General features: G+C 40.7%; 10 protein-coding genes, 1 tRNA gene, 1 other RNA gene and 2 pseudogenes. 12 read left to right on the top strand and 2 right to left on the bottom strand.

What is annotated here, in order from left to right; genetic code table 11:
• Nucleotides 1-174: 174 nt before the first annotated feature.
• Nucleotides 175-1,911: an ATP-binding protein gene (locus tag MTBBW1_RS02180; protein ID WP_080798526.1), complete on the bottom strand. Its 1,737-nt coding sequence runs from the start codon at nt 1,909-1,911 to the stop codon at nt 175-177.
• Complete coding sequence (locus tag MTBBW1_RS02175; protein WP_080798524.1) at nt 1,908-3,704, bottom strand: YcaO-like family protein; 1,797 nt, start codon at nt 3,702-3,704, stop codon at nt 1,908-1,910. Before MTBBW1_RS02175 ends, MTBBW1_RS02180 begins: the two co-directional genes overlap by 4 nt.
• 464 nt (nt 3,705-4,168) lie before the next feature.
• Here MTBBW1_RS02175 and hisB point away from each other — a divergent pair, with 464 nt between their 5' ends.
• The 12 genes and pseudogenes from hisB to ispD all read left to right on the top strand — a co-directional run bounded on the left by hisB (nt 4,169) and on the right by ispD (nt 16,575).
• The gene (gene hisB, locus MTBBW1_RS02170) at nt 4,169-4,765 is read left to right on the top strand and encodes an imidazoleglycerol-phosphate dehydratase HisB (protein WP_222423966.1); all 597 of its coding nucleotides are present in this window, start codon (nt 4,169-4,171) and stop codon (nt 4,763-4,765) included.
• A 34-nt stretch (nt 4,766-4,799) separates the two neighbouring features.
• Nucleotides 4,800-6,776: a DNA primase gene (gene dnaG, locus MTBBW1_RS02165; RefSeq protein ID WP_080798522.1), complete on the top strand. Its 1,977-nt coding sequence runs from the start codon at nt 4,800-4,802 to the stop codon at nt 6,774-6,776.
• A pseudogene (locus MTBBW1_RS30280) lies at nt 6,769-7,038 on the top strand (RNA polymerase sigma factor region1.1 domain-containing protein); the annotation flags it as partial. The gene dnaG and the pseudogene MTBBW1_RS30280, both read left to right, overlap by 8 nt.
• 216 nt (nt 7,039-7,254) lie before the next feature.
• A pseudogene (gene rpoD, locus MTBBW1_RS30160) lies at nt 7,255-9,001 on the top strand (RNA polymerase sigma factor RpoD).
• Nucleotides 9,002-9,062: 61 nt separating this feature from the next.
• Nucleotides 9,063-9,139, top strand: a tRNA-Ile gene (locus MTBBW1_RS02150).
• A gap of 720 nt (nt 9,140-9,859) precedes the next feature.
• The gene (locus tag MTBBW1_RS02145) at nt 9,860-10,690 is read left to right on the top strand and encodes a Nif3-like dinuclear metal center hexameric protein (protein WP_245809213.1); all 831 of its coding nucleotides are present in this window, start codon (nt 9,860-9,862) and stop codon (nt 10,688-10,690) included.
• Nucleotides 10,691-11,205: 515 nt separating this feature from the next.
• The gene (locus MTBBW1_RS02140; RefSeq protein ID WP_080798516.1) at nt 11,206-11,922 is read left to right on the top strand and encodes a zinc ribbon domain-containing protein; all 717 of its coding nucleotides are present in this window, start codon (nt 11,206-11,208) and stop codon (nt 11,920-11,922) included.
• Nucleotides 11,923-11,943: 21 nt separating this feature from the next.
• Nucleotides 11,944-12,386: RNase P RNA component class A (gene rnpB, locus MTBBW1_RS02135), an RNA gene on the top strand.
• Between the two features lie 24 nt (nt 12,387-12,410).
• The gene (locus MTBBW1_RS02130) at nt 12,411-13,166 is read left to right on the top strand and encodes an ABC transporter ATP-binding protein (protein WP_080798511.1); all 756 of its coding nucleotides are present in this window, start codon (nt 12,411-12,413) and stop codon (nt 13,164-13,166) included.
• Nucleotides 13,154-14,326: a SufB/SufD family protein gene (locus MTBBW1_RS02125; protein ID WP_080798508.1), complete on the top strand. Its 1,173-nt coding sequence runs from the start codon at nt 13,154-13,156 to the stop codon at nt 14,324-14,326. The genes MTBBW1_RS02130 and MTBBW1_RS02125 overlap by 13 nt, the downstream gene beginning before the upstream one ends.
• A gap of 99 nt (nt 14,327-14,425) precedes the next feature.
• Complete coding sequence (locus MTBBW1_RS02120; protein ID WP_080798505.1) at nt 14,426-15,733, top strand: HPr family phosphocarrier protein; 1,308 nt, start codon at nt 14,426-14,428, stop codon at nt 15,731-15,733.
• A gap of 14 nt (nt 15,734-15,747) precedes the next feature.
• A complete protein-coding gene (ispD, locus tag MTBBW1_RS02115; RefSeq protein WP_080798502.1) occupies nt 15,748-16,575 on the top strand; it encodes a 2-C-methyl-D-erythritol 4-phosphate cytidylyltransferase in 828 nt (275 codons plus the stop codon).
• Nucleotides 16,576-16,741 lie beyond the last annotated feature (166 nt).

Here is a 16,741-nt window from a genome sequence, read left to right as displayed (position 1 = left end):
TGAAGAATGCCGCTTTGTCAATACTTTCTGAATCAGGATACCCAAGATTAACAGGATAAGGCAGGAGATTGTGTATCCTGAAGACTTTTTAATACCCCCCATGTTTGCTGATGCATCACAACGAAACATGAAAGTCATTGCATATCAGTATGTTATGCAGACTTTCTAATAAAATTACAGAATATATGATGAAACTGTTGTTGCTGTACCAATTGAATTATCACGGCAAAATTTCAAGGCTTCATCAGTAAAGCCTCCTGTGGAGAGAAAAGCAGGTATCACGATCATGTCAGGCCATTGTTCTGCATAAACATTGCTTTTTTCCATAAAATCCTGCACAGCTTTAAAACCGATTTTCTCTTTTGTTTTTTTAACTTCAACCAGAATAATTCTGCTGCAGTCAGACTTTGCCATGACATCAATTTCCATCTCTTTTCCATCAGGTCTCTGGAACTTTACACGCAGTTTTACATCAATTATGTTAAGCACAGTCGAATCTGCGACACCCTTAAAATATCTGGAAACCGGAAAACGTTTTCGGCTCCTGAAATCCGTGGCAAGCTGGTATTCTGCAACCTTCCCCACAAGATTATTCAGTTTTCCCTGTAGTGCTTTTTTATCCCTTGCAAGGCGATCCAGCTCTTTATGAAAATCCTTTTTCAGGTCAGGCTCAAAACTACTGATCTCTTTTTCAAATCGGCTTCGTAATACAAGATACAAGGTACCATCCCTGAGACCCTGAAAGTCAATATCAGAGTTGCCTTCAGTCAATAGGTCTGCTTTGACAAGTGTACGAAGCTTCTGGTGTATCTCCTTTACTTCAATGTCAAGCCCCAGTAAATCCTTTAACTCCCTGGGAGTCCACTCACGTTCTGCATGTTTGCTCATGTGAAGCAGGATTTTTTTGGCGTTAATGTCATTTACGCGCTTTAATGTAAGCTCAATATACTCTGCCCAGGTCATGGACATCTCAGATCTTTTATCAGAAATTTCGTAATTGACTGTATCCACAACCCCCTTACGTGTTGTCAAATCTTTGCCTTCAAAGTCACTTTCAATTACACAGGATATAAAAAACGGATCTGATTGGCATAGCTGATTAATTTGAATTGCAGTTTCGCTGGTGACAGGCTCCTCATAATATTCAGAATATTTAAAAACAGCTTGAAGCCCCTCATCTGGTGTCAGGTAGGGATTCATGAAAAAACGTTTCAATCGGCCTGCTTCTAAGTACTCATCTAAAACTCCCACAAGCCAGCCTACATAGGAACCTGTTACAAGCATGGGCGCAATTTTAGATTCTGATACTCCGTGGAAACTGCCTGCAAGGGTTTTATCCTTTGCAGTGTCACAAGCTTGATCTCTGTAAATATACTCGGTAATATTCTGGAATTCATCAATAATGACTATAAATCTGAGATCAAAAGCAGCAGCAAATCTTTCGGGGGCAGTGTAGGCAATCTCCCAAATTTGGCCATATAAATTCTCCTGCTTTGCCCTTAGAATAATATCGACATCATTAACAATATAGCTATGGGATCTTGATTTTCCCCAGGATTTTATAGCTTGCAAATCCATGGGCATTGTGACAAGTGTACTATCTCTTTCCATAAAAGAGATGTATTGAGTCGCAAAAGTGCGGTAATATTTTATTGCAAAATCAAGAAACCATTTTTTCTCTTCAGCTATCTCGAAAAAAAAAGGAATCACCTTGCCGTTTTCACTCCAGAGTTGATTAAAAATCCTCTGTATGAATGCGGTTTTGCCACTTTTGCGCCTGGCAAGAATCACGCGGGATTTTGAAAGTCTTCTGGGGATACGTTCGATCCATTTATGGAACAGGGCAAATTCCTTTTCACGGCCTGCAAGGAGTTCTGGTTCGCCTATTCTTTCTGGCAATGGGTATTTCATGGATGATTTACCTGTTTTTTCAGCCTGATCATATTTTCCTTTGCAAAATCAAGGGATGGATCAAGGTTTAGTGCCATCTCATAGTAATCTAAAGCCTTTTCAAAGTTTCCAAGCTCTCTGTAATTAGAGGCTATACTTGCATGATCAATACCTGATGCCGGGGTTATTTTAAGAACTTTTTCAAAATATGATATTGAAGTCTCATGTTCTTTTAACTGAAAATGACAGAAACCAAGAAGATTATACAAATCAGGTCTTTCGTCATCTATAGAAACGCCATGTTCAAGGAGTTCAATTGCTCTCTTGTAATCTCCAAGCTCCTTAAGGCATATCCCTGTATATGAACATATACTTGGAATGTCCTGAATTGAAGGATTCATTTGCATGGCAGCTTCAAGATTGACAAGTGCTTTATTATATTCTTGGAGTTCCATGTTGCACAAACCCAGATAAAACTCAATGCAGTATTGATCAGGCATGATTAGTGATATCTTTTCAAGGATATCACAGGCTTTTTCAGGGGCATTGTTTGAATATACATGTCTTGCTGCAAACATTGGAATGCTGCTGTTTTCTGCTCTTTCCCTGAACTGTGCCCCTGGTACAACTGTGTAGCATGCAGGTATGCATAGCCTGGGGTCTGTGGTATCTACAATGATAAGTTCAAACCCAAGTTTTTTCATGGCATTGATAATTGCCTCAACTTCATCTTTTATATTGGAACTTGAAATATCCGGAAGTTCGCCAAGGGATATTTTTGAAGATTCTCCCTTTTCAATGGGGTCAATTATGTGTGATGCCTCTTCAAGGGTTTTATATTTGGGCAGACCACTTGCAACATAATTTGATGATGTATTGAAGTCTCCGGCAAGCTGGGCAACTTCGGTCAATGCCCTGCTAAGTGCCTTATCAGGACTTGGCGCAGTTCCGGCTGTCCAGACAATTTCACTTGAATCGGGAAAGGTAGAAGGGTCATATGCCAAGACACCGATTGTGGGAACCCCAGTATTGAGTGAAAAGTCGTTTATGTATATTTTTATTCCTGCATTATGAAATTTTCTGATTAAATCTACATTGGATGGATTTGTGACAGAATCAGGGTCAATGGATGGAATGTCAAGGTTTTTACTTTTGCAGACAATGGCTGAGACATGACGCTCAATTATTTCGCATGCACCCTGGCAGATGGCCTCCTCATGGCAGTTTCCTGCTGATGAACCATTGAATTCATTGATCATAAAGAACCAATCCATGGGTATAAATATCTCTTTACAGGTGGTGTGGTTAAATGCCTTTACCCACTTCAGTTCAAGCATGGAGAAAATCCTGAGCAGCTTTTCCTTTTCCTTACTGGAATATGGATTAGCAACATTATTTGTTTCTACAGATTTAAGTAGTAAGTCAAATGATATGGCTTCACACTTCTTTTCATTGTCTATTTTCTCAAACGTGGTTTTAAATATATTTGATTCATTGTCCATGAAGCTGTAAAGACTGAATCTTTCTGCAAGTTCCATAACTGCGCTTGCCTCTGCAAGAGCGGGTGTGACTCCCTTTCCCATCTGCTTTCTGGTACCTGTGAGTCTTCCGGCATCATGTCCACAGATGCTGTAATAGACAGGAATACCTAGTCGATTATTGTCTATTCTTCTGGTCTCTTTTAAAATCTTGAGACTTGCAGTGCGTGATCTTGATTTGAAGTTTTCTATTGTTGCTTCTGGTGAAGTTATTTTGTCATGGTCAGCGCCTTCAACTTTAAAGGCGTCTGCGAGTTGTTTATATGATGCTGTCATGTAAAGGCTGTACCCCTTGAAATATAAAAAATAATTGACATTACGGCTTGTTTGGAAGTATTCTAATCGAATTTAAAATTAGAGGGTGGTTGAGAAGAGCTGGCCTTGAAGATTTGATTTTTGTTCTTGTATTTTAAAGCTTTTAAGGACTTTCATCCTTCGTTGTGGCAGATGGATCTGCCATGGCTGTTATAAAGAAATCTCCCATAGGCGGGATGGTTGTGTATAAGTAACCTCCCAAAAATAAAAATGAGAGTCATTCATGACTCTGTTGATTAAGTATTTACATATTTGATTTTGCCACGATATAAAGATTTTCAAGTAATCAAGAAACATATCATATTGTGGTGATTTTTTTTGTGGTGATTTTTTAAAAAATCGACTAAATCAACGGGCTCATTCATAAGATAAAATAATGACAGCATTCTAATGTTTTTACCGATTATTTGCAAGGGTATTTTAATATGTCCGGATTGATTAGAACGGCAACAGTAACACGAAAAACAAAAGAGACTGAAATTGATGCAACGCTCACAATTGAAGGAAAGGGAACACCGGAGATCAATACAGGCATTGCATTTTTTGACCATATGTTAACCCTGTTTACAGTACATGGCTTTTTTGATCTTCATCTTGTTGCAAAGGGAGATCTTGATGTGGACTATCACCACACGGTTGAAGATGTCGGGCTTGTTATGGGGCAGCTTTTTTCTAAAGCACTGTCAGACAGGAAGGGGATCTGTAGATACGGAGAAGGTGCTGTTCCAATGGATGAAGCATTTTCAAGGGTTAATGTTGATCTTTCCAACCGGCCTTTCCTGGTTTATCATCTTCCGGAAAATATACGCTCTTCAGGTACCTTTGATGCATGGCTTGCAGAGGAGTTCTTCCGTGCATTCAGTGTTCAGGCAGGCATGAATCTTCATATTAATGTTGCATATGGCCAGAATGAACACCACATTCTTGAATCAGTTTTCAAGGCCCTTGGAAGGGCATTGAGAGAAGCCTGTCGAATTGATTCACAAATATCAGGAACATTGTCAAGTAAGGGAATCCTGTAAAAATTCATTCAACCGGGGATAATTAATTATAATAATGTTCATTCCGGAAGAAAAAATTGCCCAGATTCTGAATGCATCAGATATTGTTGATATTATATCCGATGCCGTGAATCTTAAAAAATCTGGCAGAAACTATTTTGGCCTCTGTCCGTTTCATTCTGAAAAAACACCATCTTTTTCAGTCAGTCCGGACAAACAGATTTTTCACTGCTTTGGATGTGGTGCAGGTGGCAATCTTTTTTCATTTATCATGAAATATCATGGGCTTTCCTTTCCTGAAGCAGCAACCATGCTTGCCAGAAAATACGGTATTACCATTGAAACTTCCCGTCTTGATCCTGTTCAACAAAAGAGTATGCTTTTAAAGGATACTCTTTTTAGGGTGAATGATCATGCCAGAAACTTTTTTATGGAACACCTCCGTAACACAACTGGTGCTGCAAAAGCCAGAGAGTATCTTGAAGGAAGGGGGCTTACAGGGGAAACCCTTGACCAGTTCAGCATTGGATATGCGCCTGATTCCTGGGATTCCTCGGTTAAACTGCTGAGAAAACTAAAGCTTTCGAGAAGTGAAGCTGAAAAGTCAGGCCTGGTTCTGAGACGGGAAAGAGGAAGTGGATATTATGACAGGTTCAGGAATCGAATTATATTTCCCATAATTGATGTAAATATGCAGGTGGCAGGTTTTGGTGGAAGGGTCATGGATGATGCAATGCCAAAGTATCTCAACTCTCCTGAAACACCTGTTTACAGCAAGAGCAGAATACTTTATGGGCTTCATGCATCAAGGCAGCATTGCAGAGAGCAGGGAAGTGTTTATATTGTTGAAGGATACCTTGATTTTCTGACCCTTTTTCAAAATGGTATTAAAAATTGTGTAGCATCCCTTGGGACAGCTCTTACCATATCCCATATAAGGCTTTTAAAGGGATATGCACAACAGATGATTCTTGTTTTTGATTCTGATGATGCTGGTGTCAATGCAGCAGTAAGAAGCATAGAACTTTTTATAAAAGAGGGTGTTGCTGTTCGTATTCTCATTTTACCAAAGGGGCAAGATCCTGACTCTTTTGTACGGGAAAATGGCAGGCATGGTTTTGAAGAAGCTGCTGAAAAAGCCATGTCAATCATGGAATTTTTAACAGAAACAGCAGTGAACAGGCACGGCCTTTCAATTGAAGGAAAGATGGCTGTGCTTGATGATTTAAGCTCTTATCTTTCCCTGGTTCAGGAGAGTGCTGCAAGATCTCTTTATGTCAGGGATTTGGCACATCGACTCGGCATAGATGAAAAAGCAGTGCTGGAAAAGGTTCGCCAACTTGTAAAAGTGAGTTCTTCCGGTCATACCAGATCAGGTCATGTGTCAAGGGCGTTGACACCCCATGAATCAGGAATAGCTTCAGGCAGGCGTGATTACTTTTCAGCAGGCAGTGGTAAATCGGCCAGGCATAATGTCTTTTCAGCAGAAAATAGTAAAGGTGGTGGCAGGAACTCTTATTTGGCCGGAAAGCCCTCTTTGGACAGTGTGCAAGAACCTGATATGGAGAAACATTCAGGAACGGATTTTCCCGGAAGTACAGGTTCTGAAAAAAGGGAGAAGCAGATAATCTCCATGATGCTCCAATTTCCTGCAATTATTGAAGAGATCAAGGCACGAAATGTGCTTGATAATTTTTATTCCATCCGCCTTAAAGCCCTTGGAGAACTTGTGGTAAGAGTTGCTGAATCAACCTCTCCTGAAAAAGTTGTGTCAGATGCAATGGGTGCAGCACAAAGTGATGAGGAGCGGGAGATGATAGCCTCTCTTGCCATGATTGACCTGGCAGATGGAGACTGCGTGCCGGAAAAGGCAGTGGTTTTAATGAACAGAGTGATTCACATCAGGCAAAAACATGAGAACCGCCTGATCAATCAAATCAGAAAAATTGAACAGAGCAGTAATAACGATATCCCGCTTGAGTTGCTTAGAAAAAGGCAGATGGAGATCAGGAAGCTGCGGGGTTATGAATAACAAAGAGCCTGTGGGGAGGCATTTTTTTATGGCAGCAGAGTCGGTAAAATCCGGGGGGAATGAAGCTGTTTCAAGGGTATTGTTGAAACGTTTGATTGCAAAGGGAAAACAAGAGGGGTGTCTCTCCTATGCCGAGATTAATGAGGCCATTTCTGATGACCTGAAATCTTCTGATCAACTGGATGATATTCTGTTGATTTTTAAGGAGATGGGTATCACCCTTGTTGATTTGGAAAAAGAGAAACGAAAAACTGGAAATGCGGAAAGCATTACTCATTCTAAAAAGGGAACGGCAGAGAGTTCTCGAACTCTTAAAGAGGAGCTGCCAGAAAATTTGCGGAGCAAAAAGGTGTATGACACCTCGGGGAAACATATTCCTTCGGTCGAAGCCATGACCGGCGACGGGGGTAATCAGAAGAATAAATCACGGGAAAAACATGATTGCAGGCCATATGATAAAAGAGTTGCAGAGGTAAACATCGAAAATTGTGATACTAATGATAAATGTGATGAATTGTCTGTCTCTTTTAAAAAGAAACAAGATGAAAATATATCAGAAAATGAGGCTTACCCAGACGATATGCCTGAAAAAAACTATCCCGGTGATGAAATAGAGTCTTTGGATGAGGAGGATTATAATAAATCTGATGCAGATGAGATTGTCAATAGTGACAAAACAGAGAGATTGAAGAAGACCAAGCGCAAGGTATTTCAACAACGAACCACAGATGCGGACATGGAGTTTGGGGCTGTCACTGATCCTGTAAAGATGTACTTGAGGGAGATGGGTATGGTGACTCTCCTCAGTCGTGAAGGGGAGATTGAGATTGCCAAAAAGATTGAAGTTGGTGAGCATGAAATACTCAAATCCATGCTGGCAAGTCCTTTGGCTGTATCTGCCATTTTGGCAAGGGGGGATCGTATTGAGGCGCGCAGAATGCCCTTGAAGCAGTTTTTAAGGGATATTGATGAAGCAGATACTGGCGTTGATGATACAACCAGGAGAGAAAAGGTATTGATGACCTTTGCCGGTATTAGAACCATTCATGAGGCCAATCAGGCAAAAAGGGATCTTGTGCTTGGTGGAGAACTTGAGCCTTCCCAGGTTCGAAAAATCAAGGCTGAAATACGCAGCAGCAATGATGAAATTTATGAGCTTCTCAGTGAGTGGCGTATAGAAAACAGTGTTATTGATGACATTGAAAAAAGAATCAGGGATCATGTTAAATGGTTTGATGTCATGGATAACCTTCTTAAGAGATGTGCCATGACATTTCGGGCAAAAAAAGATGACATGACTCTGGAGCTTGCAAGCCAGGAAGGTTTTGTAAAGTGGGCAATGAACCATTCAGATATTGCTGAGCCCAGGGCTGAACAGCTTTACAGTGATCTATTGAGTATAACAGAGCAGATTGAGCATAAAAAAGAACTTGTAAAAGGCGATGTAACAACCTTAAGGAAAGTTATCAAGGGGATTGATAAAGGCAGGCGGCAGGCAAAGCATGCAAAAAGCGAGCTTGTACGTGCAAATCTTCGTCTTGTGGTAAGCATTGCAAAAAAATATACCAACCGTGGTCTTCAGTTTCTTGATCTTATACAGGAAGGTAATATTGGCTTGATGAAGGCTGTTGATAAGTTTGAGTACAGACGTGGTTATAAATTCAGCACCTATGCAACATGGTGGATAAGGCAGGCCATAACCAGGGCAATTGCCGATCAGGCAAGGACAATAAGAATACCTGTCCACATGATTGAAACAATAAACAAGCTTATTCGTACATCACGTTATCTTGTTCAGGAGATGGGTAAGGAGCCGTCACCTGAGGAGATTGCTGAAAAGATGGAGATATCACTTGACAAGGTGCGCAGGGTTTTAAAAATTGCCAGGGAGCCCATCTCACTTGAGACACCCATAGGAGAAGAAGAGGACAGCCACCTTGGAGATTTTATTGAAGATAAAAAAATTCTCTCTTCCTTCAGAAGCTGCCATAAATCTCAATCTGGCAGAGCAGACAAGAAAAGTTCTTGCAACGCTTACCCCCCGTGAAGAGAAAGTTCTCAGGATGCGATTCGGTATTGGTGAAAAGGCAGATCATACACTTGAAGAGGTGGGCAAAGACTTTACAGTTACAAGAGAGAGAATCCGACAGATTGAAGCAAAGGCACTGAGAAAGCTTCGACACCCAACAAGAAGCAAAAAGTTAAAAAGTTTTATTGAAATATAGACTCCATACTTGACATTGCAAAAAAATTATATATAATTGCCAAGTTCGTCTGAGTTGATGAGGGCCTATAGCTCAGTTTGGTAGAGCCACCGGCTCATAACCGGTCGGTCCCTGGTTCGAATCCAGGTGGGCCCACCACATTTCAGTGAGTGGTTCGTCAATGGAGATGTGGTAAAATAAAATACGTGAAAGTCTGCATGATTGGCTTTTTTTAAACGACTTTCACTCCTTTGATTGTGGCGGGTATTCGCCATGTATGTTACATAGATGGCTTAAATCTATTGAAGTCAGGATCTTTTACAGACAATGTGGCAATATGGATTATCATCGGAAATTAAGAGTTAATTGAAAGCGTGGTAGCGATACCACGCTTTTTTTATTTCCGGTATTTGTTTTTATCATAAAAACAAGGCATCACTCATTTTAAACAAGGCGTATTCATTTTAAAAAGGCATATTCATTTTCAGGCTTGCATTTTCCGCAACAACATTACCGATTTTTTATATGAAAGTCGCGGTAACAGCCTGTTTTTAAAACGACTTTCATCTCTTCGATTGTGGCGGTGATCAGCCATGTACGTTATAAGAAAGTTCCCGTCTTTTAAGGATCTATAGGACTTTCATGCTTCGTTGTGGCAGATGGAGCTGCCATGGCCGTTTATATGAAAGTCTCGGTAACAGCCTGTTTTTAAAACGACTTTCATCTCTTCGATTGTGGCGGTGAACCTCATGTTGGTTTATATGAAAGTCCCCGCAAATGGCTGTTTTTATATAGACTTTCAACACTTCGATTGTGACGCTGAACCGCCATGTTGGTTATATGAAAGATGCCAAACAATGCTTTTACAGGAAAGAATCTGTGGACAAAGAAATCTTGGTTGAAACTGGAAGAGAGATATCTGTGGGCGATCTTTATGATCTGCTTAACACCATTGCACCTTTTAATCTTGCAGAGCCATGGGATAACTGCGGACTTCAGGCAGGTGATTTTTCATGGCCTGTAAAAAAAATTCTTGTGGCCCTTGATGTTACGCTTGCCTCAATGGATTGTGCGGCATCAATTAATGCAGATGCACTTATTACTCATCACCCTTTGATGTTAAGCACTCCAAAATTTATTGATTTCAGTAAAATGCCCGGCTCTGCAATTGCTGTTTCAGCAATGGAAAAAATTGCCATTTTATCTGCTCACACAAATCTTGACAAGGTAAGGGGTGGATTGAATGACTTCTTTGCAACCAAAGCAGGGTTGCACAATATTTCATTGCTCCATGGTGAAGAGGAATCTTTTGATGGTATAGGTCGCATTGGAGAACTTGAAAAATCCATTCAATTAAGGGATTTTGCAATTGTTATCAAGGATGTTTTTCATGCAGAAAATGTAAGAATTGCAGGTTCGCCGGAGATGAAGGTCAAAAGGGTTGCATTATGTACCGGAAGTGGTGGTTCTCTTCTTAAGACATTTTTTATGTCAGGTGCAGATCTCTTTGTGACAGGAGATATCAAGTACCATGAAGCAAGGGATATTGAGACTGCTGGACTTGGTTTGATTGACCTTGGTCATTTTGCCTCAGAGATAATTGCTGTGAAACTTCTTGCTGAAAAAATAAGAACCCTGGCCTCTGAAAATAAAATTATCTTAGATATAGTTGAATATCAGGAAGAAAAAGATCCTTTTGTGACATTATGATTTGGCATGTTTCATGATTACTTTCTCAAAATCGACATCTTATTGCTTTTTTCCATTTACTGAATTTGTCTGAATCAGGATAACCAGGATAAACAAGATGTTCAGGATAGATAATCCTGCCTTATCCTGTTAATCTTGGAAATCCTGATTCAGACAGTATTGACAAGGCTCAAGAGGTTATAGGTGTCGATTTTGAGTTACTTTACTCTTTCTAAAACCAAACGACTGCATTGTCAAAGCTAAAAATTAGGGTAAATAAATCTTATAAAGGGCATCCTTCATTTGAACCCAAAAATACTTTACACTTTTTTGTGAGAGATTCCCGCCACACAGAGTTTTCTCTCCGGAAAGTGTAAACTGGAAAATGAAGCATGCCTTATAAAGGCCTGAAAAAATAATAGCTGCTGTGTCCATTGAGAGAACTTATAATTGACGAGAAATGGAATATGCCAGAAAGAACTTTAAAAAAAGCCTTTGTCCAGGCACTTACATCAGAACACTTAAGAGGAGTATAAATGGTTGACATCACGAGGGCAGATATTGATATTCTGGTTCAACTACAGAAAGCTGAGACAGATACCGTTAATATAAGAGCTTTTTTACAAAATGTCGAAGCAGAAAAATCTGCCCTGGAAGATAAACTGAATGAATTTAAGTCTGCCCACGAAAAACTTGTTGCAGAGTTTGATATTGCTGAAAAATCATGTTCTGCTGCCGAGCTTGAAATGAAGAGTAATGAGGAGCGAATTGAAAAAAGCACTCAAACACTGAAAACTCTTGCCAATCATAAAGCTTATGCTGCATTGCAAAGGGAAGTGGATGATAACAAAAAACGCAGGGACTCCCTTGAAAACAGCTACATTGAACTGCTTGATGAGAAGGAATCTCGTGCCACGGCTCTTGAAGAACATTTCCAGCAACTTCAGCAACTGACAGAGCAGATAAGGAGTCAGCAAGAAGAGATTGATGAAAAAAGCCGTTCGCACAGATTGCGTATGAAGGAGTACGAAGAAGAACGTCAGAAAATTGCTGTCAATCTTGCTCCCTGGCTTTTAAAACAGTTCAATGAAATTTCAGAAACAAGCGGTGGGCTTGCTGTTGTGGAAGTAAAGGATCAGTTGTGCAGAGGCTGTTTTATGAATATTCCTCCACAACTGTATATTGAAGTTCGCAGGTGCAAGACGCTGATTCTTTGTCCTCAGTGCAATCGTATCCTGTATTATAATGAGTAATTTTGTTTTTTTATAGCGGTGGAAGCAGTACAGGTGATCGCTGGATTGAAAAATCTGGAGGAAAGTCCGAACACCAAAGGGCAGGACGCTCCATAACGTGGAGTCACGGTGACGTGAAGGAAAGTGCAACAGAGAGCAGACCGCCCCTTTTTCTGTCTGAAAAACACTGGATCTCATGATTTATCACTTGTTGATATTTCAATGACATCTTTTGCCATTCAGCAGCAGGGGGTAAGGGTGAAACGGTGCGGTAAGAGCGCACCAGTTTTCCAGGTGACTGGAAAAGCTTGGTAAACCCCGTCCGGTGCAAGACCAAATAGGGAAGTGTTTGAGGGCTGCCCGTCCAAGCTTCCGGGTAGGTCGCATGAGGTGTGCGGCAACGTACATCCCAGATGAATGGTCACCACCCTGTTTCGGGGTAACCTGAACAGGGAACAGAATTCGGCTTATGGACTGCTTTCACCGCTATCCAAAAAGGATTATAATCTATGTTAATTATTGAAGATTTAAAGGTGGAGGTGGGAGACACCGAGATTCTCCAGAATGTCAACCTCCATGTGCCTCCTGGAGAAACTCACATTTTATTCGGACCCAATGGCTCTGGAAAAACATCATTAATGATGACTATAATGGGCTTTTCTGGCTACAAGGTCACCGGCGGGAAAATTACATTCAAGGGTGAAGATGTCACCTATATGCCCATACATGAAAGAGCACGTCTCGGCATAGGAGTGCTTTTTCAGCGCCCCCCTACAATAAATGGCCTTTCTACACGTCGTATGGTTGAAATATGTGCAGGTGGCAAAAAAGTTGATGTGGACGCTCTGTCAAGGACTTTACGATTTGATTCATTCATTGAAAGGGATGTAAACCATAACCTTTCCGGAGGTGAAATCAAGCGTTCAGAGTTGCTGCAACTTTCTGCACAGCAGCCGGATCTGCTGCTTCTTGATGAACCTGAATCAGGGGTTGATCTTGAATCAATAGCATTGCTTGGAGACAGCATCAATTCACTTCTCAACCGTGGAATAAAGCGACAATCTCCATGTCACACTACCATAATGGAGAGAACTCCAAAATCTGCGCTTGTTATTACACACACAGGTCATATCCTGGATTATATCACAGCAGACAAGGGGCAGGTGCTTTATAAAGGCAAACTGCGATGCTCAAGAAATGCAAGGGAAATACTGAAATGGATAAGAGAATATGGGTATGAGGAGTGCGTTGAATGTTCAGCATGAATAATAAAGAGGAAATCAATCTGTCTGCCTACAACGAAGTTGCAGACAACCACGGATATATTGACAACCTTGAAACAATACCTGAAACCGATGTCAGGGAGTTTGTCAAGGTCGGCATTGAAACAGACAAAGCACTCAGGGCAGGCACATTTATCCAGAAAGACAGCTCCATTCTCCATTGCAGCCGCAGTATGGAAGGGGTGGAAGTAAAAGGTATTGCCAGTGCATTAAAGGAGCACGAATGGCTTGGGGAATATGTCTGGCGTCTTATTCCCCACGACAAGGATGACATAACACGCAACATGAACAAGGTTCCTGACCAGGGTTTTTTTATCGGCATCAAAAAAGGTGTCAAGGCTGCAAAGCCCCTTCAAACCTGCCTTCACATAGCAAAAGAAAACTTCTCACAGAAGGTGCACAATATTATTGTGGCTGAAGAGGACTCTGAAATTCATATCATTGCCGGCTGTTCCACATCTGAACATTTAAAATCAGGACTTCACATAGGTCTTTCAGAGTTTTATGTCAAAAAAGGTGCTGTGTTAAAATACACCATGATCCATGACTGGGGTGAAAATGTCTGTGTCAGACCAAAAACCGCTGTTCATGTGGAAGAGGGTGGTGTTTATATTTCAAATTACATCTCCTTGAAACCTGTAGGTTCAATTGTTGCCAATCCTGTTACATATCTTGAAAAAAATGCAACTGCAAGGATCAACAGTGTTCTTGTTGCAGGTCAGGGCAGCTTTATGGATATGGGATCAATTGTGGAACTCAATGCTCCTGGTGCAAGAGCTGAGATTATTTCAAGGGCAATAGTTGCAGGTGGCACAATTATCTCCAGAGGCCACCTTATGGGTAAGGAGCCTGGAGTAAAAGGTCACCTGGAATGCAAGGGCCTTATACTTAAAAACGGGCTTCTTCATGCTATTCCTGAACTTTCCGGCCATACACCAGGTGTGGAAATGTCCCATGAAGCTGCTGTTGGCAAGATTGACAAGCGGGAAATAGAGTATCTCATGGCAAGGGGACTTGATGAAGAGGAAGCTATTTCAACAATTGTAAGGGGATTTTTGAATGTTGAAATAGAGGGGCTTCCGGCTGAACTTGCTGCAAAGATTGATCAGGCTGTAAAAGAGACTGAAAAGGATATGATGTAGCGTGATTGACACTTTTTTTACCGTGAAAATGGATACGAATTTTCATATTCGGGGGTGGCTGAATCACAGCCATGTCCGTTTACTCTGAAAGGAAGCCCCATGGAATTTTCCTGTGACATATCATTCGGGGAAAAAGCAAACCATTTTTCCTTTGAGTATCTTAAATGTATTTTATATATTCTGGATGTCAAGGATGAAGATCATCTTCTGACCAAAAAGGTCTATTCCAAACTTATTACAGCATCACACCTGCTTGAGGATTTCCTTGATTTTCATGGAGCTAAAAATAACAGGCAGTGGATTTTTTACAGGGAGCTTACAGCGGCTGTAAGGCATCTTTCCCTTGCAGGGTATTCCCAGAAACATATATTTAACCGCATCGGGTTTTATGAATTTGAAAAACGGGATATCTCTTTTCTCCATGAGTCCCGTGATACCCTGATGATGATACAGGGCTCCCTGCAGATTGCAGCCCCTGTTATCCTTGAAGAAGCGGCAAATTTAGATATTGATATACCTGCAACAGGCTATGATAGAGGCTTTTTTCCTGGTATTGGTACTTGTGAGCAGCTTGAATATAATATTGATGATTTTGACGACCTTGATCAGCAACAGAAGAATCTGAGCATAATAGCAAGTGATTTTCTGGAACTGATCAAGGAGTTTGAGCAGTTTGGCTTTTACGAGCGATATACCAGCAAAGAGATAAGAGATATTGTTCCTTCAAAAATTAATGAAGTTGCAATCCGTCGTTTTGAAATGCTTCTTCATAATTTGCAGTCAACCTTTGATTCCTACGTAATACACGGGGGATTTTTCCACGGTAACAGAAAATTGAAACAACTGAGAAGTCACTTTTCAGTTGTCTTTCATATTCTGCAGGTAATGGGAAGGCTGCTCCATTTTTATGAACGTCACCTTTATGATGTATCATATAAAGATGTGTATAAAAGTGTAAGCGAAGCATTGACAGATCTCATTGATCCGGATGTTCTGCTGGATCGTTCCGTAAATTATTGCCTTTTTTATGCCTGGCAGTTTCTCTCCTCAGGGAAGCGTCTAGCATCTGATATTCTTAATGAAAATATAGAGCGAGCCTCAATCACTGTGGGGATACCAAAGGAGCGAGGATTCCACAGTCGTCCAAGTCTTCTTGTGGCTAAGATTGTCCAGCACTACGGAGGTGAAGTGGAGATGGTTGTGGGCGAAAATCGCTTTGATGCATCAAGTGTTTTGGATTTGCAGTGGGCAGGGGGGCTGATAAAAAAAGAAGAGATTGAAGAAGTTGTTTTTGAAGGGGATTCAAGGGCTCTTGAGGATTTAAAAGTTCTTGCCAGTGTTAATTATGCAGAGGACTTTATGGGTAAAGGAGTCCCTCTTCCAAAAGAGTTATCTTACCTTAGGTGAGGAAGCAGGAGCCTATGACTGATCAACCACTTGACTCAGAACTATTTGATTTGAAAGACCTTTCTGTTTATGTTGTTATTGTGGCAGGCGGCAAGGGGCTTCGCATGGAGAGTGATCTCCGCAAGCAGTATATCAACCTTTCAGGTACTCCTGTAATTGTTCACACCTTGAACGTTTTTTGCTCGTTTCATCATATTAAAGATATTGTTCTTGTGGTTCCTGAAACAGATATCTTATACTGTAACAGCAATATTCTGATCAAGTATGATCTTCAAAGTAAGGTTCAATTGGTGCCAGGTGGGGAAGAACGCCAGAACTCTGTCATGATGGGACTTAAAAAGCTTGAAAGCATACTTGAACATAAAAGATCTGTTATAAGTAAAAACCACTCAGTTAAATCTGAAGATGGTCACAAAACAGAAAAAAAAGAGCCTATAGTTTTGATTCATGATGGAGTGCGTCCATTTGTGGATCATGCCCTAATTTCAAGAGTACTTTCAGGAGCAGTAAAACATGGTGCATCAATTCCGGTTCTTCCTGTTGTGGATACTCTAAAAAAAATTGATGAAAATGGGTTTATCGTTCCTTTAAACGGTACCCTTGACCGTAAAAAGCTCTATCGTGCCCAGACCCCACAGGCATTTACCTTTGATTTGATTATGTCTGCCCATAAATATGCTTTGATAAATGGTTTTAGTGGTACTGATGATGCTGCTCTTGTTGAAAGCCTTGGCAAAAAAGTATTCGTTGTTCAGGGTGATTCCCAAAATATCAAGATCACAACCAGAGAAGATCTTCGATTTGCAGAGTATATCACTTCGAGAAAGCCTGATTGCAATTAAAATTTTGGTATTGTAAGGCATCCATAATTGGCAGCGTTATACTGTCAGGAACAGCGTTCTGAAAAAATATTGACATAATAAATAGGTGTGTCCTATAGTGTCAGGGCGATCTGATGCACGACATTTAACATGTTTTGCTAAATTGCATAAACATGTCTGGAATCAC

The sequence above is a fragment of the Desulfamplus magnetovallimortis genome (assembly GCF_900170035.1).
Lineage (GTDB): Bacteria > Desulfobacterota > Desulfobacteria > Desulfobacterales > Desulfobacteraceae > Desulfamplus > Desulfamplus magnetovallimortis.
This window is presented reverse-complemented; position numbering and strand designations above follow the sequence as displayed.